Source organism: Vibrio sp. SCSIO 43153, from assembly GCF_023716625.1.
In the GTDB taxonomy this organism is placed as follows: domain Bacteria; phylum Pseudomonadota; class Gammaproteobacteria; order Enterobacterales; family Vibrionaceae; genus Vibrio; species Vibrio rotiferianus.
The window spans coordinates 704,942-724,109 of sequence record NZ_CP071855.1 but is presented as its reverse complement, the minus strand read 5'-3'; the positions used below and the strand labels follow the sequence as shown (position 1 = coordinate 724,109).

General features: G+C 45.7%; 16 protein-coding genes. 9 read left to right on the top strand and 7 right to left on the bottom strand.

Annotation, left to right across the window (positions count from 1 at the left end):
• The first annotated feature begins 44 nt into the window (after window positions 1–44).
• The 3 genes from ybeD (at window position 45) to lipA (ending at window position 2,124) form a co-directional block, all read left to right on the top strand.
• On the top strand, window positions 45–323 hold the full coding sequence (ybeD, locus tag J4N37_RS03300; protein WP_010446426.1) for a DUF493 family protein YbeD: 279 nt from the start codon (window positions 45–47) through the stop codon (window positions 321–323).
• Window positions 324–499: 176 nt separating this feature from the next.
• Window positions 500–1,162 carry a lipoyl(octanoyl) transferase LipB gene (gene lipB / locus J4N37_RS03295; protein ID WP_252041676.1) on the top strand — a complete coding sequence of 221 codons (663 nt, stop codon included), beginning with the start codon at window positions 500–502 and terminating at the stop codon, window positions 1,160–1,162.
• On the top strand, window positions 1,159–2,124 hold the full coding sequence (gene lipA, locus J4N37_RS03290; protein ID WP_010446422.1) for a lipoyl synthase: 966 nt from the start codon (window positions 1,159–1,161) through the stop codon (window positions 2,122–2,124). The genes lipB and lipA overlap by 4 nt, the downstream gene beginning before the upstream one ends.
• A 560-nt stretch (window positions 2,125–2,684) precedes the next feature.
• Here the strand turns inward: lipA and glyA are convergent.
• Complete coding sequence (gene glyA, locus J4N37_RS03285) at window positions 2,685–3,935, bottom strand: serine hydroxymethyltransferase (RefSeq protein ID WP_038886041.1); 1,251 nt, start codon at window positions 3,933–3,935, stop codon at window positions 2,685–2,687.
• A gap of 347 nt (window positions 3,936–4,282) precedes the next feature.
• On the opposite strand from glyA, the gene J4N37_RS03280 reads away from it, so the two are divergent.
• The 3 genes from J4N37_RS03280 to J4N37_RS03270 all read left to right on the top strand — a co-directional run bounded on the left by J4N37_RS03280 (window position 4,283) and on the right by J4N37_RS03270 (window position 7,533).
• Window positions 4,283–4,885: a YitT family protein gene (locus J4N37_RS03280; protein WP_005530699.1), complete on the top strand. Its 603-nt coding sequence runs from the start codon at window positions 4,283–4,285 to the stop codon at window positions 4,883–4,885.
• Between the two features lie 90 nt (window positions 4,886–4,975).
• Window positions 4,976–6,502 carry a winged helix-turn-helix domain-containing protein gene (locus J4N37_RS03275; protein ID WP_252041675.1) on the top strand — a complete coding sequence of 509 codons (1,527 nt, stop codon included), beginning with the start codon at window positions 4,976–4,978 and terminating at the stop codon, window positions 6,500–6,502.
• 131 nt (window positions 6,503–6,633) lie between these two features.
• Complete coding sequence (locus J4N37_RS03270) at window positions 6,634–7,533, top strand: hypothetical protein (RefSeq protein WP_078607771.1); 900 nt, start codon at window positions 6,634–6,636, stop codon at window positions 7,531–7,533.
• 93 nt (window positions 7,534–7,626) lie between these two features.
• On the opposite strand, the gene treC is transcribed toward J4N37_RS03270, so the two are convergent.
• The 4 genes from treC to gmhB all read right to left on the bottom strand — a co-directional run bounded on the left by treC (window position 7,627) and on the right by gmhB (window position 12,578).
• Window positions 7,627–9,312, bottom strand: coding sequence for an alpha,alpha-phosphotrehalase (treC, locus tag J4N37_RS03265; protein WP_252041674.1), 1,686 nt, complete (start codon window positions 9,310–9,312; stop codon window positions 7,627–7,629).
• 92 nt (window positions 9,313–9,404) lie between these two features.
• Window positions 9,405–10,829: a PTS trehalose transporter subunit IIBC gene (treB, locus tag J4N37_RS03260; protein ID WP_010446414.1), complete on the bottom strand. Its 1,425-nt coding sequence runs from the start codon at window positions 10,827–10,829 to the stop codon at window positions 9,405–9,407.
• Window positions 10,830–11,004: 175 nt separating this feature from the next.
• Entirely contained in the window at window positions 11,005–11,952 is a 948-nt protein-coding gene (gene treR / locus J4N37_RS03255) for a trehalose operon repressor TreR (RefSeq protein ID WP_252041673.1), read from the bottom strand.
• A 74-nt stretch (window positions 11,953–12,026) separates the two neighbouring features.
• A complete protein-coding gene (gene gmhB, locus J4N37_RS03250) occupies window positions 12,027–12,578 on the bottom strand; it encodes a D-glycero-beta-D-manno-heptose 1,7-bisphosphate 7-phosphatase (RefSeq protein WP_005381961.1) in 552 nt (183 codons plus the stop codon).
• Window positions 12,579–12,929: 351 nt separating this feature from the next.
• Between gmhB and metN the strand changes: the two genes are divergently transcribed.
• The 3 genes from metN to J4N37_RS03235 are packed head-to-tail and all read left to right on the top strand — an operon-like array spanning window position 12,930 to window position 15,473.
• Entirely contained in the window at window positions 12,930–13,964 is a 1,035-nt protein-coding gene (gene metN / locus J4N37_RS03245; RefSeq protein WP_138943505.1) for a methionine ABC transporter ATP-binding protein MetN, read from the top strand.
• Window positions 13,954–14,631: a methionine ABC transporter permease gene (locus tag J4N37_RS03240; RefSeq protein ID WP_005432672.1), complete on the top strand. Its 678-nt coding sequence runs from the start codon at window positions 13,954–13,956 to the stop codon at window positions 14,629–14,631. The genes metN and J4N37_RS03240 overlap by 11 nt, the downstream gene beginning before the upstream one ends.
• A 32-nt stretch (window positions 14,632–14,663) precedes the next feature.
• Window positions 14,664–15,473, top strand: coding sequence for a MetQ/NlpA family lipoprotein (locus J4N37_RS03235; protein ID WP_252041672.1), 810 nt, complete (start codon window positions 14,664–14,666; stop codon window positions 15,471–15,473).
• Between the two features lie 86 nt (window positions 15,474–15,559).
• On the opposite strand, the gene J4N37_RS03230 is transcribed toward J4N37_RS03235, so the two are convergent.
• Window positions 15,560–16,741 carry a YibE/F family protein gene (locus J4N37_RS03230; protein WP_252041670.1) on the bottom strand — a complete coding sequence of 394 codons (1,182 nt, stop codon included), beginning with the start codon at window positions 16,739–16,741 and terminating at the stop codon, window positions 15,560–15,562.
• A gap of 91 nt (window positions 16,742–16,832) precedes the next feature.
• Window positions 16,833–19,028, bottom strand: a complete 2,196-nt coding sequence (locus J4N37_RS03225; protein ID WP_252041669.1) for a bifunctional metallophosphatase/5'-nucleotidase — start codon at window positions 19,026–19,028, stop codon at window positions 16,833–16,835.
• Between the last annotated feature and the right edge of the window lie 140 nt (window positions 19,029–19,168).

Below are 19,168 nucleotides of genomic sequence, written 5' to 3'. Positions count from 1 at the left end.
TGTACTATTTCGCACCGCAACGAATACCAACTGGAGTTACCGATATGCTAACCATCAACTCTGATGCAAAATTGAAAGACCTGCTTGAGTTCCCTTGTTCATTTACTTACAAGGTAATGGGTCACGCAAAGCCTGAGCTTCCAGAACTTGTTCTTGAAGTGATCCAGCGCCATGCTCCTGGTGACTACAGCCCAACAGTAAAACCAAGCGCTAAGGGTAACTACCACTCGGTGTCTATCAATATCACTGCAACCTCTATCGAACAGGTTGAAACTCTATATAAAGAGCTAGGTGAAATCGAAATTGTGCGCATGGTTCTATAATTTTTTGATAGATTAAATTTTTTTTGAAAGCAGCCTCGGCTGCTTTCTTTTTATTTATCATACAGATAATCTAAACCACCCCATGTATCAGTTAAAAATCTGTTACTCAGCTGTAGAGCATTAGGGTTATCCGGTTTATAATCCAAAAACTTTATTTATTAGCGACAGGAATTTCCATGCAACACCAACTTGTTGTAAAACGACTTGGACGCCAAGATTATGAGCCTGTATGGAAGGCAATGCATGAGTTTACTGATCAACGCACAGACGACACACCTGATGAAGTTTGGTTGGTAGAGCACAATCCAGTATTTACACAAGGTCAAGCAGGTAAAGCCGAGCACCTGATTAACACTGGAGATATTCCTGTTGTACAAAGTGATCGTGGCGGTCAGGTGACTTACCATGGGCCGGGTCAATTGGTTGCTTACTTCTTGATCAATCTACGTCGCAAAAAATTAGGAGTGCGAGATCTCGTTACGCACATTGAGAACCTCGTTATTAACACTCTTAAGGCATACAATATCGATTCAGCTGCGCGACCTGACGCTCCTGGCGTTTATGTCGACGGTAAAAAAATATGTTCTCTCGGACTTCGCATTCGTAAAGGATGCTCATTCCATGGTCTGGCGTTAAATGTGAATATGGACTTAGGTCCGTTTTTACGTATAAACCCATGCGGCCATGAAGGAATGGAGATGGTTCAGGTAAGCCAAGTAGGCGGGCCAGAAGACATCGAAGCCTTGGAAAAACAACTAATACAAGAACTCGTTACTTTGCTTGATTATGAGCAAGTAGATTTCAGCACAGAAGCACCTTCTCAAGGTAACAAAGCATGAGCAAACCAATCCAGATGGAAAAAGGCGTTAAATACCGCGACGCCGATAAGATGGCATTGATTCCAGTAAAGAACATGCCTACAGAGCAGAAAGAAGTGCTACGTAAGCCTGATTGGATGAAGATCAAGCTACCAGCCGACAGCCAACGTATTCAAGACATCAAATCAGCGATGCGCAAGAATGACCTTCATTCTGTATGTGAAGAGGCGTCTTGCCCTAACCTAGCGGAATGTTTTAACCACGGAACGGCCACTTTCATGATCCTAGGCGCGATCTGTACACGCCGTTGTCCTTTCTGTGACGTTGCCCATGGTCGTCCGCTTCCTGTTGAAGCTGAAGAGCCAAAGAAACTAGCGAAAACCATCGCAGACATGAAGCTGAAGTATGTTGTAATCACTTCCGTTGACCGCGATGACTTACGTGATGGTGGTGCAGAGCACTTTGCCAACTGTAACCGTGAAATCCGTGAACTGAACCCACACATCAAGATTGAAACTCTGGTTCCTGACTTCCGTGGCCGCATGGACGTTGCGCTTGATCTAATGAAAGACAACCCGCCAGATGTCTTCAACCACAACCTAGAAACGGCACCTCGTCTGTACCGTAAAGCTCGCCCAGGTGCGAACTACAAATGGTCGTTACAACTGCTACAAAAATTCAAAGAGCAGCACCCAAATGTACCGACTAAATCAGGCCTGATGATGGGTCTTGGTGAAACGAAAGAAGAGATCGTCGAAGTACTGAAAGACCTTCGTGCACATGGCGTAACTATGCTGACTCTTGGTCAGTACCTAGCGCCAAGCCGTCACCACTTGCCAGTAGAGCGTTACGTTCCACCTTCAGAGTTTGACGAGTTAAAAGAGATCGCACTAGAACTTGGCTTCACCCACGCGGCGTGTGGTCCATTCGTTCGCTCTTCTTACCATGCCGATATGCAGGCTCAAGGTATCGAGATTAAATAAGCACTCGCTTGTTTTGAAAAGAAAGGTTGGCTCAGGGCCAACCTTTTTTGTTTCTGCTGAATCTAAACCACTGCCATTCGGATAACGAACCTATATCCTTAAACTAATAGCGCGTCATTCCGAAGAGCCTAGGCGATATCAGGAATCTGCTTTCAACGCGCTCTCTAAGTAATAGTGACAATTAGAGATTCCCTATCCCGCTAGTTCCTCGCTTGTAGGGAATGACGCAGTTGGGCTCTTGAGTAAATCCTAAGTATATTCAGAATCTAATAATCTCTTTCGTTTTCCACTCAAATACTCCCGAGCCTCCACATAACAACCTGGCTCTCAAAACCCAAAGCGCGTCATTCCGAAGAGCCTAGGCGATATCAGGAATCTGCTTTCAACGTACTCTGAGCTGATACTTCCATACGCTAGAAAAACAAAAGGCCCTCAAATGAGGACCTTTAAATTGGGTGAACTTTCGAAATAGATGGGTCGAGTTCTAGGAGAACACACGGAGTTTGCTTCTAGCAAATGAGTATGTTCGCCAACGAAATCGGCGCACTCTATGAAGAAAGTTACGCGTAAACTGGTAGACGCTTACAGATCTCTAGAACTTTCTGTTTCGTCGCTTCGATAACTTCCTCGTTGCCGATGTTATCTAGAACGTCACACATCCAGTTTGCTAGCTCTTTCGCGTCATCTTCAGTGAAGCCACGACGAGTAATTGCTGGTGTACCGACACGGATACCAGACGTTACGAATGGGCTGCGTGGATCGTTTGGTACAGAGTTCTTGTTTACTGTGATGTTTGCTGCACCTAGTGCTGCATCTGCATCTTTACCTGTAATGTCCTTGTCGATTAGGTCAACTAGGAATAGGTGGTTCTCTGTACCGTTAGATACGATCTTGTAACCACGCTCTTGGAATTGGCCAACCATTGCTTTTGCGTTTTTCACTACGCGAGCTTGGTAAGCTTTGAACTCAGGTTCCATTGCCTCTTTGAACGCTACTGCTTTACCAGCGATAACGTGCATTAGAGGGCCACCTTGACCACCAGGGAATACTGCTGAGTTCAGCTTTTTGTACATGTCTTCGCCCGCATTAGACAGGATTAGACCACCACGTGGGCCTGCAAGTGTCTTATGCGTAGTCGTTGTAACTACGTGAGCGTGTGGTACTGGCGTTGGGTATTCACCTGCTGCGATTAGACCAGCAACGTGCGCCATGTCTACGAATAGGTAAGCGTCAACTTTGTCTGCGATTTCACGCATGCGTTTCCAATCAACAATTTGTGAGTAAGCAGAGAAACCACCGATGATCATCTTAGGCTTGTGCTCAAGGGCTAGTTGCTCCATCTCATCGTAGTTGATTTGACCAGCTTCATCGATACCGTAAGGGATAACGTTGTAGTGCTTACCTGAGAAGTTAACTGGTGAACCGTGAGTTAGGTGACCACCGTGTGCTAAGCTCATACCTAGAACTGTGTCGCCTGGGTTTAGAAGCGCCATGTAAACTGCGCTGTTTGCTTGAGAACCTGAGTGAGGCTGTACGTTCGCGTACTCACAGCCGAACAGTTGGCATGCACGATCGATTGCTAGTGCTTCAGCTTTGTCTACGTACTCACAACCGCCGTAGTAACGCTTGCCTGGGTAGCCTTCAGCGTATTTGTTCGTTAGCTGAGAACCTTGTGCTTCCATTACACGTGGACTTGTGTAGTTTTCAGAAGCGATAAGTTCAATGTGTTCTTCCTGGCGAAGAGTCTCTTCCTGGATAGCTGCGAACAGTTCCGCATCGTAATCTGCGATGTTCATATCACGCTTAAGCATCTGTATCTCCTGACTCAGATTGGTACTGAAAGTTGCAAAAAAACTGAATAACGACCTAACGCAAACGTTTACGTCGAGCTAATGGCGCGCATTTTACATAATTTGATCTAGGTCATAAAGAGAAATTTGTAATTTTTCTCATGCAGTTTTTTCATGATGACAAGTAAGAATTATCATGACGATATCGCAATCGTTTGACCATGAACCACTGACTGTCAAATTTGTGCTTTACACCCTGTAAAACAACAATTACATAGGTTTACCGTAAATTTTACCCTCTAGCTACCGAAAAGATCATCTTTTTACTACTATGCATGCCCGATTTATCATCAACGACTGCATATTAGATGGAAAAACACTCAAGAAAAGAAGACTGGATGGCAATTCTTACAGGTACCTTTTTGGTAGCTCAAGGGGTTTTCTTTCTCCAATCCGCTAACCTCTTAACCGGAGGCACAACTGGATTGGCTCTGCTTATTAGCCAATTTACACCTTTTACGTTTGGTGTGCTTTACTTTTTAGCCAACTGTCCTTTTTACTTGCTAGCATGGAAACGCTTTGGCCGTCATTTTGCGATTAATAGTGCAATTTCTGGCGCTTTGGTTTCTATCTTTGCTGATAATCTGTATTTACTGATTTCGCTCGAATCGATTAATGAGATTTACTGCGCCGTAGCTGGTGGGCTATTGATGGGCTTGGGCATGCTGATCCTATTCCGCCACCGCTCAAGTTTGGGTGGTTTCAACGTATTGTGCTTATTCATTCAGGACAAGTTTGGTATCTCGGTAGGCAAATCTCAGATGGCAATTGACGCTTGTATCTTATTTGCCTCTTTCTTCTTCGTCACTCCGTGGGTTATCGGCTTGTCGATTCTTGGCGCATTCGCACTGAACCTAGTGCTTGCTATGAACCACAAACCACACCGCTATTCTGTGAGCTACGGTTCATAACCTTTCTATAATAATTGGAGCGCAATTTATAAGATTTTGCGCTCCAATGCCTATATAATATCTCGCCATTTCCTAATCACTCATGATGGTATGCGCGACTTCCTACAACAAGCCAAACAAACCAACAGTCAGATTGTTATTGGCGAGCTGATCTATAACCCAGAGACTCAAACGCTTCACAAGCAAGCGGTCGTTATCGATCTTGAGCCACGTAGCATCGAGTTATTAGAACTGCTGCTCACCAGTGTTGGCCACCCGCAGTCTGCAGAAACCATCATAGAGACTATTTGGCAAAGTAAGTTTATCTCAAAGAACGTACTTACCAATCGAATCAGTACACTTCGAGCCTTGCTACAAGAGCACTTACCAGAGCACGATGCCGCTAAGCTATTGGTGACCTATCCACGTAAAGGCTACTTCCTCAATCCAGCGAACGTTCAACTATTGCCACCAGCAAAGTCGAGCAAGCGCAAAGCCAAACTCGCCAATGAGGGTAAATCGCCATCTTCACGCAAACTTGGGGTTGTTTATGGCTTATGTGCATTATTCGCGCTGACCAGTATTGGACTGGGTGTGACTCTCTGGCAACAACAAGGCATTTCCACTCAGCAGACGCGTAACCAACTGCTGATCCCGAAAGTCGAGCTTCTCCTAAATCGTGTCGATGCGATAGGCACTGCTGCACGTGAGTATCGTACCGTGGTGAAAGCCATCTTGCTCCAACAGCAAGTCGAATACCCTTATACAGATATTGCCAACCAAGATGCTCCAAGCTACTTTCTCGATCCAATCAACGAGACACCTTATTTCCCCGGTGCACGCAACATGCAGACCAGTGATTATCAGCTCAATATCGAACTCAAAGACAGTCCGACAGAGGGCATGATAAAAGCGCAGATGAACCTGATTTACCCAGCGACAGGAAAGTTAGCGTTTCGAAATCAGTACGTCCTGCGTATCGACCACCTACAATCAGACTTATTCCGTTTGCACAGCGACATTGCTCAGTACTTCAATCTGCCCGAACCTTCAAAAAGCACTTGGCACTTTACAGACACACACGAAAAGATGTTGCTCGACGAGCAGTTTTCCAACTCACCAATTGATCACATGGACGAGTTCACTGCTATCACCATCGCTCGTCATCTTGCGTTGTACGAACAAGATAAAACCGAGCTAGAGGAATACCTCACTCAGGCTCAATCGGAATTTGATGTTCTCCCTGACGAACTGAGTTTGTGGCTTGGTATCTTGCACTACAAGTTAGGTAATCTCGATAAAGCCAAAACGTTACTGACGACGCCAGCTGGCGACTCACGAATTCAAAACGCCTTGGTGTACACCTTCGTTTCTCATATCGCTTACAAGCAGAATAAGCTCGACCAATTCCGCCTCAATTACATGGAGTCTTTGGTGGCTCTGCTGCGCGTCATGCCTTCTGAAGAATTATTCAGTCGCTTGTCACAACCAGAATCAAAAGAGACCTGCTTACAACCTTGGACAAAACTGCGTGTCAGCATTAAAGAGAAAGAAATTGTGATGCGTTGGAAGGCGCTAATCGAAGAATACTGCACGAATATCGACGCTGAAATTACTCCAGATAAAACAAAGACCTAAATATAAAATTAAGCTTTCATTAGACTCTGTTAGCTTTTGTTTTTTGCCCTTTTCCAGCCACAAAACTTAGCATGGCGACATTCAAATAACGGCTCGATTTATCAGCCTTCTAAAATTAGGAATGTAAACTCATGCTTAAAAAAATGACGCTTATCGCAGCAGCTACGATCGCACTTTATGGCTGTGGCGGCGGCTCTTCTTCTGGCTCTTCAAGCGGCAATAAAGGTCCACAAAACAGCTTTGATTACCCGATTTCAAACTCATCTTTTGCACCTGTATCAAGTACAAAATTGCGCTATGACATTGCTTCTGATGAACAGCAAATCGGTACTGTGACGATGGACTTTGAGGCAATGAGCAGTCAGGAGCTTATTGATGCTTTGTCTAACGTTCCACAATCGGCACCTGTGATTCAAATCATCCACGATCTGGTTAACAACGGTATCACTCAATTTTATCTGTCTGAGCAAGTTGAAGAGAATGGCGAAGACGATAAGTCGATCTACTTTACTGGCACCGATGGCGCACTACACGAAATCACCGATGCTTACCTTGTTAACCGTATCTCTATCGCAATGCTTATGGATAGCAGCCCTGTGTTTCGCGTGGAAGGTTCGACGGTTAAGGAGAAAGATCCGAACATTGATATTAGCGTAAACACCATCTCTATTGATTTATCGCTGAATGGTGAACAAGTGGCTAACCTTTTGAATGATTTTGAGGATCACGAATGGGTAGAACAGCTGCCAGATAACGCAGATTGCAAAGCTTGGTGGAGCCAACAAATCACTGAGACAGGTGCGCGCAAAACCTTCACTGTATCTGGCAAATCGATTGAAGCGGCATACCTAACCGAGAAGAACACCTACAACCTAAGATGTGATGGTATGGATTCAATGGAATTTGAAACATCAGCAGAGCGTTGGTTTAACCCTGCACTAGGCTTGATTGAGCAAGTTGAACTGTTGAAAGCTGAACAAACTCAAATCAGTGAAGAGAAAGCAACATTGAGCAAGATCGAGAAAGCATAAGCCGCAATCTTATCTCATAGAAAAAGGCTTTGGGGAGCACTCCAAAGCCTTTTGTTTAGGATCGAAATCCCTAGGGGTACTTTTTATTTGCTTTTATTCTTCAATCAGCAAGATGCGAGTTTCGTAAGGACGCAGTACTTGGTGATTGGAAGCAGTCGTGCTGGTCGCATTTTGATAGTTGGAAAGCAGGTTTTTGGCTTTACTCATATCAAAGCGCTCTGGTAACACACACTCCACCTCTTCGCCGTAGTAGTTGTTAATACACAACAGCGTTTGCTTATCGTTCTGACGAGCATAAGCAAAAATACGTTTGTGCTCTGGCAGCAGGTCCTCGTAACGACCATCAGTGATCACTTGAACCTGTTTACGCAGTTCAATCAAGCGCTTGTAGAAGTAGAACACCGAGTTCAAATCGGCAATCGCGGCTTCCGCATTAATCTCTGAATAGTTCTGAGCCACCTCTAGCCACGGCGTGCCCTCAGTAAAGCCCGCGTGTTTCGCGCTGTTCCATTGCATTGGCGTACGTGAGTTATCACGCGACTTCTGCGCCAAAATCGCCATCATATCGTCGTGAGATACGCCATCGCGATTAACCATGATGTCGTACATGTTCGTACTTTCAACATCGCGATATTGGCTGATTTCGGTGTAGCCTGGGTTGGTCATGCCGATCTCTTCACCTTGATAAACATAAGGCGTGCCTTGCATCATGTGTACCGATGCCGCAAGCATTTTGGCAGATTCAACACGGTATTGTTCGTCGTTACCTAATCGACTCACAACGCGTGGTTGGTCGTGGTTACACCAAAATAGCGCGCCCCACCCTTTGCCATTTAAGCCGGTTTGCCAATGGTTGAAGATCTGTTTCAGTTGGATGAAGTCAAACGGCGCTTTCGTCCACTTATCACCATTTGGGTAATCAACTTTCAGGTGGTGGAAGTTGAACACCATCGACAGCTCTTTGCCATCTTGCGCTGAATACTGCTGACAATGCTCTAGCGTGGTGGACGACATTTCACCCACCGTCACGCTGCCATATTTTTGGAACACGGCTTCACTGATCTCTTGAAGGTATTCGTGCACACGTGGACCATCCGTGTAGAAACGGCGACCATCACCAATATCGTCACTTGGGAAGTCTTGTTGCTTGGAAATCAGGTTGATAACGTCAAGACGGAAACCATCGACGCCTTTGTCTGCCCAGAAGCCTATGACTTCTTTTACTTCCTCACGTACCACTGGATTTTCCCAGTTTAAGTCCGCTTGTTCTTTAGCAAAAAGGTGCAAATAGTACTGACCCGTTTTTTCATCCAACGCCCAAGCATTGCCACCAAACTTAGATTGCCAGTTGTTTGGCTCTGCGCCATCAACAGGATCTTTCCAAATGTAGTAATCACGGTAAGGGCTGTTTTTGTCACCCAGTGCCGATTGGAACCAATGATGCTCTGTCGAAGTATGATTGACCACGATGTCCATGATGATTCGAATACCCAGTTGGTGAGCCTCTGCCAACAGGGTATCGAAATCTTGCATAGTGCCGAAATCTGGGTTGATCGCGTAATAATCGGAAATGTCATAACCGTTGTCGATCATTGGCGATTGATAAACCGGCGTCAGCCAAATCGCATCCACACCAAGGTGTTTTAGATAATCTAGTTTAGAAATGATCCCTTTAATATCGCCCGTGCCTTTACTTCCACTGTCACAAAAGCTTTTTGGGTAAATTTGGTAGATGGTTGCGGTTTTCCACCAGCTCTCATCATGCTTGGTCATTGCCATTTCTAACGCTCACTTACCATTAAACGGAAACTTAAAAATCTTAAAAAAACGAAGAGATAAACGAGGCAGCCAAATCGCTGCCTCAGTTCGAATTACGCGCTAGCGGTTTCTAACTCGCCTTTCATTTGCGCACGCTTATACAACACAAGGGTCAGTGCCACTGGTACAACAATCGCCACCAACATCGCCAGAGCAAATACGCCCCAGAACTGTGGTTGGATAGACAAGATGCCCGGCAAACCGCCCACACCGATACCGTTCGCCATCACACCTGCGCTACCACAGATAGCAGCGGCAATCGCACTACCGATCATCGCGCTCAGCATTGGGAATTTGTATTTCAAGTTGATGCCGTACATCGCTGGCTCAGTCACACCAAGGTAAGCAGAGATAGCCGCAGGCACTGAGATATCACGCTCGCCGTGTTTTTTACTGATGATAATGATGCCAACTACTGCAGATGCTTGAGCAATGTTTGAAAGTGCAATCAGAGGCCAAATTGGCGTGCCGCCTAGCTCTTGCATCAGTTGAAGGTCAACCGCGTTGGTGGTGTGGTGAATACCGGTAATCACCAATGGCGCGTATAGGAAGCCGAAGATGGTTGAACCAATCATCGCGAAGTCACCCGTCATGGCAGCTTTCGCAGCGAAAGCAACGCCGTCACCCAACATACGACCGAATGGACCAATGATAGAATGCGCAAGAATCACAGACACAATGATAGAAACAAATGGTACCACCACTAGGTAAAGGTAAGACGGAATAATGCGTTTTAAGTTAGTTTCAATAAATGCCAGTGCAATACCGGCTAACATCGCTGGAATCACTTGCGCTTGATAGCCCACTTTCTCGATGGCGAATAAGCCAAAGTCCCATACTTCAGGCACTTGCTTACCAATCAGATAGGCGTTCATTAACTGTGGCGAAACCAAAGTGACACCCAATGTGATACCCAGAATCGGAGTACCGCCGAGCTTTTTCACTGTCGACCAACAAACACCAACCGGTAGGAAGAAGAAGATCGCCTCACCAATTAGCCATAAGAAAGAGTGTACCGTAGCCCAAAACTGGCTGATTTCCGTTAACGTTTGGCCATCAAACATCTTGATGTCGCCAATCACGTTACGGAAGCCAAGAATCAAACCACCGGTGATGATCGCTGGTAGCAGTGGTACAAAAATTTCAGCAAGGTGGGAAATACCACGCTCAACGATATTCATGTTTTGACGAGCAGCATTCTTAGATTCATCTTTGCTCGCTTCACTTTTGCCGCTAAGCTCGATCAGAACTTTGTAAACCTCATCAACTTCAGTGCCGATGACGACCTGAAATTGACCTGCGTTGGTAAAGCAGCCCTTCACCATAGGCAGTGCATCTAACTGTTTTGTATCGGCTTTGTCAGTGTCATTCAACACGAAACGCAAGCGAGTTAAACAGTGGCTTACACTGGCAATATTGTCCGATCCCCCGACCAGCTCAATAAGACGCTGTACATCTTGGCGCGCAATCTTACTCATAACTTTGTCCACCCTGTATTGGATACATTCAATTCATCGTTTTATTTTTATAATGGGAACATTCCCACTTGATGATTTTAATAGTGCCATTTCGCATTCAAAAACAAAATGGGAACAGTCCCATTAATTGAGAATGATCACAGTATAATTTTAGAGCAGATCATCGAAAGGTGGATTAATGACGGATAGGCTGCTGGGTAAAGTGCACCACAGACTCATCACCATTTAATTGATTAATCAGCATGTTAGCGGCTTTTTCACCCGCATGAGAGTAGCCAGGATCCACGCTGAAGACATTTGGAAAAAGGAACGAGAGTAGTTCGTTGCCACCCACACCGGTAACCACCACATCTTCACGTCCCACTTCTTGCAGACGTTTAATTACACCGAGAGCGATAGTGTCACTGGCACAAGCGATGGCTTGCGTATCGGATTGAAGGACTTGATCCACTAGCTGATAAGCACTTTCGTGGTTGAGCTTGCCAGTTTGAAAGCAAGGTTCTATGCGATTTTTCTCACACCAAGCTTGGTAAGCATTAAGGCGAGCAAGACCCGTGGTGCGGTCTTCAGGGTCAACACCGATGTAGGCAATTCGAGAAATAAATTGCTGTTCCAGGTGAGAGAGCGCCATATCGATAACGCCTTGGTTATCGTAGTTGATCGAGGAAACCATTTGCGTGTCCATCGCGATCACGACAATGCGATTGCCCCACTCCGCTAACGCCAGTTCATCACACCCAGTGAAACCAAACACGATCACCCCATCGACATTGCGACGTTTAAGCACATCCAAATGCTCATTGGTTTTAGCGCGATCGAATTGGCTCTCCATGATCACCACATCGTACCCTGCTGAGTACAAAGCATTAAGCATGGTGCCAACGGCCCGGTTTTCTGATGGCGAATCCAAACGAGAGATGATCACACCGATCACCTTTTGACTGCCACCACGCATCGACTGCGCCGACTTTGATGGGACGTAGCCTGATTCACGAATGATTTGCTCTACCTTCTCACGCGTTTGCGGTTTTACCTTGGGATCATTGGTAAGCACACGGCTGACCGTCGACTTGCCCACGCCAGCCAGTTTCGCGATATCAAGAATGGTGAGTTTTTTGCTCATAAGTGTTCAGACTAAAAGAAGGAATCAAACAAAAGGGAAGCAGCGGCTTCCCTTATCTCAATCAGTAATGAAGATTACTTGTTTAGGTACGCAGGCACATCGGCAATGCTATCAAGTACAACCGTAGCAATCGCTTCGCCTTGTTCCGTTACTGGCTTACCAGTGCGAACCAAAATCTTAGTGCCAACGCCTGCCGCTTCTGCTGCCATCATATCTTCGGCTTTGTCGCCGATCATCACAGACTTCTCCATGTCGATCTTCAAGAAGTCACGTGCAGAAATGAACATGCCAGGTTTTGGCTTACGGCACTCACAATCTTGCTTGTACTCACCAATGCCATGTTCAGGATGATGTGGGCAGTAGTAGATGCCATCGAACTCAACGCCATTATCAGCGAAGTTCCAGTCCATCCACTGAGTCAGAGATAAGAAACGGTCTTCGCTGAATTTACCACGTGCAATGCCGGATTGATTGGTCACAAGCACCAACAGGTAGCCTTTATCTTTCAGCGCTTTTGTCGCTTCAAAGACACCGTCAATGTACTCAAAATCATGTTCGTCATGAACGTAGCCGTGGTCAACGTTGATCACGCCGTCACGATCGATAAAAACAGCAGGTTTTGCCAAAACGTATTTCTCTATTTACTCGGTTTCATCAGATTATTACATACCTTATAAGCACTCACACTATCTAATTGGCGTGAGTGAGCGACAAAACAGTTGATTTGTCGCCCGAGAATCGGTAAATCTTGAATATCCCTCTTATTTGCTTCTCTCCCTCTAACATTCTCTATTTTACTTTCCCGACAGAACATCTATACATTTAGACGTCTAGACGTCTAGACGTAAAAATATCTATTGACTTAAACCAGCTTAACCCATAGCATCAACTGAGAATTGAGATAGAGTTCAAAATTTACTCCTGTTAAAAGCCGTTTTTAACAGCGAAATTCCCAGTATCTCTGTGCAGGTTGAAACATGATAGAAATAAAAAACGTCAATAAAGTGTTCTACCAAGGCAGTAAGGAAATTCTTGCCCTTAAGGACATTAATCTAGATATCGCAAAGGGCACCATCTTTGGTGTTATCGGCTCATCGGGCGCGGGTAAAAGTACCCTGATCCGTTGTGTGAACATGCTGGAAGCCCCAACTTCGGGTTCCATCATCGTAGATGGCGTTGACCTAACCAAATTAAGCAAAAAGCAATTGGGAGAAACTCGCCGCAACATCGGGATGATCTTCCAACACTTTAACCTGCTGTCGTCTCGCACCGTTTTCGACAATGTCGCACTCCCTCTTGAGCTAGCAGGTAAAGACAAAGCGCAAATCACAACAAAAGTGACTGAGCTTCTTAAGCTCGTTGGTCTTGCAGACAAACATGAAAGCTACCCAGCAAACCTAAGTGGTGGTCAAAAGCAACGTGTGGCAATTGCACGTGCACTGGCATCAGATCCCAGCGTTCTGCTGTGTGACGAAGCAACCAGCGCGCTGGATCCAGCAACGACTCAGTCCATCTTAGAACTACTCAAAGAAATCAACCGCAAGCTCGAAATCACCATTCTTCTGATCACTCACGAAATGGAAGTGGTTAAGAGCATCTGTCACGAAGTGGCGATCATCGGTGATGGTGAACTAGTGGAAAAAGGCACCGTTGGTGAAATCTTCGCGCATCCGAAGACTGCACTGGCACACGAGTTCATTCGCTCTACTTTGGATCTTTCTATCCCAGAAGATTACCAAGCACGCTTACAAACCACGCGCGTAGAAAACAGCTACCCATTGGTTCGCCTAGAGTTTACTGGCGCAACCGTGGATGCCCCTCTGATGACGCAAATCGCACGTAAGTACAACATCGACGTGAGCATCCTAAGCTCTGATCTGGATTACGCTGGCGGCGTGAAGTTCGGCATGATGGTTGCGGAGCTGTTTGGCAACGAAGAAGACGATAACGCAGCGATTGAGTTCTTGCGTGAGCACAACGTGAAAGTAGAGGTACTTGGCTATGTCCTTTAATACGATTTCTGAATGGCTGAGCCTAAACAGCAACCTACTTTTGGGCGCAACATGGGAAACCCTTTACATGGTTGCCGTTGCAGGCATCGTTGGTTTCGCAGTGGGTATTCCACTCGGCGTAATTTTGCATACCACTAAAAAAGGTGGCTTGCTGGAAAACACCAAACTTAATCGTGTGCTTGGCGCCATCGTTAACATCGGTCGCTCGGTTCCTTTCCTAGTACTGATGGTTGCGATTATTCCAGTAACCAAACTGTTGGTTGGCACCTTCATCGGTACAACAGCAGCGATTGTTCCTTTAACTATCGGTGCTATCCCATTTGTGGCGCGTCTCATTGAAGGCGCACTACTAGAAGTACCATCAGGTTTGGTTGAAGCCGCGCAATCTATGGGCGCGACGCCAACACAAATCATCACAAAAGTTCTGCTTCCTGAAGCAATGCCGACTATTGTTAACTCAGTAACCATTACTCTAGTAACGCTAGTGAGCTACTCAGCAATGGCAGGTACGGTAGGCGGCGGTGGTCTTGGTGACGTAGCTATCCGTTATGGCTTCCACCGTTACGATGTAGTGATCATGGCCGTAACTGTCGTGATGCTGATTGTTCTAGTACAAATTATTCAGTCTATCGGTGATGCAATCGTACGCCGCGTAGACCACAGATAAGAATTGAAAATACCAATTATAAGGAGATAAAGATGAAATTTAGCCTTAAGAGTCTTTTGACTGTTGCAACTGCCGCTTCTGCACTGGTTCTTGCTGGTTGTGGGGACAAAGAAGTCGACGTGAACAAAGTAAAAGTTGGCGTAATGGCAGGTGCGGAAGCTCAAGTTGCAGAAGTAGCAGCAAAAGTTGCTAAAGAGAAATACAACCTGGATGTTGAGTTGGTTACCTTTACCGATTACGTAACACCAAACGCAGCACTAGATGATGGCTCAATCGATGCGAACGCATTCCAACACAAGCCATACCTAGATCAGCAAGTAAAAGATCGTGGCTACAAACTAGTAACGGCTGGCAACTCTTTCGTATACCCAATCGCAGGTTACTCTAAGCAAGTAAAATCAGTGGATGAGATCGAAGACGGCGCACGCATCGCGGTACCAAACGATCCAACGAATCTAGGTCGTTCTCTACTGCTTCTTGAGCAACAAGGTCTGATCGAGCTACGTGATGGCGTTGATCTGCTAGCAACGGTACGTGACATCGTAGGTAACCCGAAAAACATCACAATCGTAGAGCTAGATGCAGCACAGCTTCCACGCTCTCTTGATGACGTAGCGGTTTCTATCATCAACACGACTTACGCAAGCTCAATCAACCTAACACCTGAGCGTGACGGTATCTTCGTTGAAGACAAAGAGTCTCCATACGTAAACCTAATCGTTGCTCGTGAAGACAACGTTCAGGCAGCTAACGTACAAAAATTCGTGAAAGCATACCAAACAGATGAAGTTTACGAAGCTGCAAAGGACATCTTCAAAGGTGGCGTAGTTAAAGGTTGGTAATCCCCCCTTTCTACAAGAATTGAATATGCAAAAAAGGGCGCTCATCGAGCGCCCTTTTTGCATCTTTTTTGATTACTGCTTTACCGCTAGAACAGCTGAACTTCGTCTTGCTCAACGTTCTTTTTCACCTGTTCTTCCACTTGAGGATGCTTGAACACATAAGGCGCTAGAAACGCAGTAAAAGGAATAGTCAGCACAATCCCCACACTGCCCGCCAACGCATTCACCACGGCGAGTCCCACCAGCGGCATATTCATAAACTGACTCGCCGGCATGTTAAGCCCCCACACCATCATAATGGTCGTCAATGAACCACCAGCAAACGCCAAAATTAAAGTGTTGGTCATGGTGCCCATGATGTCTCGACCAATATTCATAGACGCTCTAACCAATTGCTTTGGTTTGAGTTTCGGGTCGGTTTGTTGCAGCTCCGCGTACGCCGATGCAATCGAGATTGCCACGTCCATTACGGCACCAAGCGCGGCCACGACAATCGTCACGAACATCAACCAACGAATGCCCATCTTCACCGACGTTAGGTAAATTACGTCTTCGCCTTTGTCGAGATAAATGCCCGACAAGTGTGCCATTTCGCCGAACCACTGCGCCATGACACCCGCGGCAATCACGCCCAATAATGTGCCGCCCATGGCACATAAACTCTTACGGTTATAACCAGAGACGAGAATAAAGCTGACTACGATGATTACCACCATCAATAAGATGCTGACCAACATTGGATTCCAACCAGCAAAAATACTCGGCACCAACACGCCAACGATTAATGCCGCAGTAAAATAGAGCGCGACCATCGAGTTAATGCCCTCTTTCTTACCAAAGCTCAGCAGCAGCGCGCAGAACAGCGCAAGCATCAGGTAAATCGCGTCTGAGCGTTTGTGGTTATACGCCCAATAAACGGTGCCATTGGTAGTTTCGCGGATCATCATGATGAAAGTATCGCCTTCACTGACATAAACATTGTGCTGACGACTGAGTGGATTGGTGACTTCCACCTCCAATCCTTCGCTCTCACCTTCTAGGATTTTTGCCATGAAGACTTGTTTGCCTGTCATCACATCTGGCACCAGCGGATCAGGTGCCACATGGTTCGAGATCGAACGCATGACAGTCGCTTCAACAAACTCTTGTTGCTGACGAGATTTAGGACGGAAATCTTCACTCCACGAAGAAGAAAACTGAAAAATAAGTGTGGATATAAGGATAATCAGTAGGGTGAAACCCCACTTGTTATAGATTCTTTTGATCATGAAGCACTCTTCTACATCACTCACTCCAACAGGCTTTGCCTCTGGTGAGTAAAATTAGGCGCGGTAACCTCTACCGCGCCCACATGCAGGATTAATGAGCTGGGTTACAGCCTGCTACCTTCTCATCAAGGGTTGTCGCGTCTTTGTTAGGGTTAACAAAGTAGCTCGACGAATCATTGATGTTCACAGACTTAACAATCGCTGGGTATTTCGGGTTCTCTAAATCAATCGAGACACAGATTTCCATGTTCTTCAATTGCTCCAAAAGTGCTTTACCCTCACCGTCACGCAGCGTAGTAATCTCTCCGCTTGGTTGGTATTGCGTGAATGCCCAGTTACCAACATTATCGCTGAAATCAGCAACATCAATGCCATGGTTCTTCTCAACATATGCAGTTAGCATATCGCGAATTGCGTAAACTGGCTCATTCACAGAGTCGTAGAACACGTCATCTTTGTCTGCCCAACCAAACTTCTGAATTTGCGAACCAAAGCGGTAGCTGTTCATCGCCACTTTGTAAGTCGCGTTTGGATCAAACTGTTCGCCACCAATGCTAGTAATGCTTACTCGGCTACCTTCATTCGTCACCGCGTTATTTTCATCCAACTCAAGTGATGGCTTGCTTAGATCTACCGTGAACTGGATGTCACCATCGAACTGATCGTAAAGATAAGCTGGCGCGCCTTTCTTGAACGATACGGTAATATCACCCGGTTTATATTGGTTGAAGTAAGAGTAAGACCATTCGATGAAGCGTTTCAGATTCGCACCTGTCATCTCAACACCAAGCAAGGTGTTGTCGTACTTGTACAAGTTAGTCGATTTACCTTTGGTGTAAACTTCATTATCAATTAAGTTAGATTGATCAGAGAACAGTGATGCTGCCGATACAACAGCCCCTTTGCCCTCACCAACAGCAGCTTCGATTTGCTGCATTTGAATCTGGTTAATCACATCCATCAAAGGCGTATCAACCACTTTCGCAAGGTGAATGGTCGAGTACAAACGCTCTGCAGTGTAGTTGTAATCCGTCGCTGTCGCTTCATCTTGGAAGCCCGTTGCGCTTGGCGTGAAGTTACCAGTCACACGACCGAGCTCACGTGTTGCATCTTCAACCGAAATATCATGCACGTATTGGAATTTCGCTTGTATCGCTTGATCTTCTTCCACTTTCTTAGTGCCGATGTTGGTCAATGTCGTGTCCGCCATGGTCCACTTGCCATCAACTTTTTTCAGCTGAATCTCAGCTTTAGCAAGGTAAGCACCCCATTTACCTGGCTCAATAATCTTCACACTTTGCTTACGATTTTCTTGGTTGTATACACCAGATTTAGCTTTATCTTCGATTAGAGAATTATCGCCACCAATTTCTGACGTTGCTTTGCTGATTGGTGTCACCGTGCCATCAGCATTCACTTGCTCGATGTAGTTTGCGTGTTCGTGCCCCGCTAGGATGACATCAAATTTGTCCGCCATTGCTGAAGCAATCTTATAAACACCCACACCACCATCTTCTTGTCGGCCAAGGTGAAGCGCACCAACAATCACATCTGGATTGTATTTAGATACCAATTGGTCAACGGCTTCTTTAGTCGCATCCAATTCGTTCTCGAACTTCAAACCTTTGAAGTGATCCGGCGCAGACGCTTCCCAGTTCGGCACATTCGACGGCGTTAGACCAACGATCGCCACTTTCACTCCTTCCACTTCAAACATTTGGAATGCACGAATGTAGTTCACATCGTTGCTTTCCCATTTGATGTTAGAAGACAGTACCGCGCCATTAAAGTGATTTAAGTTGCGATCGATAAACGAGCGCTCAAAGTTGAATTCATGGTTGCCTGGTACCCAAACGTCAAAGCCAAGCGAGTTCATGCTCTCGACTACTGGATGAGTTGGATCGTCGTTGAATAGCTGTGCAGAGTTACCTTGAACCGTATCACCGATATCAATCAGAATCATATTTGGGTGCGCAGCTTTTTGATCTGCCAGTAAAGTCGCAACACGCGTAACACCAGCATCGTCATCTTCCGCATTCAACGCGTAATCAAAACCAAATAAACGACCATGTAAATCCGACGTCGCAGCAATAGCGATGGTTACTTCATCGGCTTGTGTTGCTTCACCTTTTACCACTACATCAGGCGTGTTAGTTAGCGTTTTACCCTCTGCGACAACTGGACTGTAATCCGACGGTACTTCTACATATTTTGTTTCATCATCGTTACAGCCAGCCATCAAGCCGACTACAGCAATACAGACTAAGCTTCGTTTAAATAAAGTCATCTCAATTCCTTCCAGATTATTTTTATATATATTTTCGGAAGGGGCCCTCTTCCCAAAACCTTAAATAGGATATGGATATTATTTGAAATTTTTGAGAAGCAAACGTTTCAATGCTTACAAAGCATGCATATGTGTTACAT

What these genes read in the sequence shown, in the direction of transcription:
- J4N37_RS03225 (WP_252041669.1), bottom strand. Translation starts at nt 19,028, where the DNA reads ATGACTTTATTTAAACGAAGCTTAGTCTGTATTGCTGTAGTCGGCTTG.
- J4N37_RS03275 (WP_252041675.1), top strand. Translation starts at nt 4,976, where the DNA reads ATGCGCGACTTCCTACAACAAGCCAAACAAACCAACAGTCAGATTGTT.
- J4N37_RS03280 (WP_005530699.1), top strand. Translation starts at nt 4,283, where the DNA reads ATGGAAAAACACTCAAGAAAAGAAGACTGGATGGCAATTCTTACAGGT.
- J4N37_RS03235 (WP_252041672.1), top strand. Translation starts at nt 14,664, where the DNA reads ATGAAATTTAGCCTTAAGAGTCTTTTGACTGTTGCAACTGCCGCTTCT.
- glyA (WP_038886041.1), bottom strand. Translation starts at nt 3,935, where the DNA reads ATGCTTAAGCGTGATATGAACATCGCAGATTACGATGCGGAACTGTTC.
- ybeD (WP_010446426.1), top strand. Translation starts at nt 45, where the DNA reads ATGCTAACCATCAACTCTGATGCAAAATTGAAAGACCTGCTTGAGTTC.
- treB (WP_010446414.1), bottom strand. Translation starts at nt 10,829, where the DNA reads ATGAGTAAGATTGCGCGCCAAGATGTACAGCGTCTTATTGAGCTGGTC.
- treR (WP_252041673.1), bottom strand. Translation starts at nt 11,952, where the DNA reads ATGAGCAAAAAACTCACCATTCTTGATATCGCGAAACTGGCTGGCGTG.
- J4N37_RS03240 (WP_005432672.1), top strand. Translation starts at nt 13,954, where the DNA reads ATGTCCTTTAATACGATTTCTGAATGGCTGAGCCTAAACAGCAACCTA.
- lipB (WP_252041676.1), top strand. Translation starts at nt 500, where the DNA reads ATGCAACACCAACTTGTTGTAAAACGACTTGGACGCCAAGATTATGAG.
- treC (WP_252041674.1), bottom strand. Translation starts at nt 9,312, where the DNA reads ATGGCAATGACCAAGCATGATGAGAGCTGGTGGAAAACCGCAACCATC.
- metN (WP_138943505.1), top strand. Translation starts at nt 12,930, where the DNA reads ATGATAGAAATAAAAAACGTCAATAAAGTGTTCTACCAAGGCAGTAAG.
- J4N37_RS03270 (WP_078607771.1), top strand. Translation starts at nt 6,634, where the DNA reads ATGCTTAAAAAAATGACGCTTATCGCAGCAGCTACGATCGCACTTTAT.
- lipA (WP_010446422.1), top strand. Translation starts at nt 1,159, where the DNA reads ATGAGCAAACCAATCCAGATGGAAAAAGGCGTTAAATACCGCGACGCC.
- J4N37_RS03230 (WP_252041670.1), bottom strand. Translation starts at nt 16,741, where the DNA reads ATGATCAAAAGAATCTATAACAAGTGGGGTTTCACCCTACTGATTATC.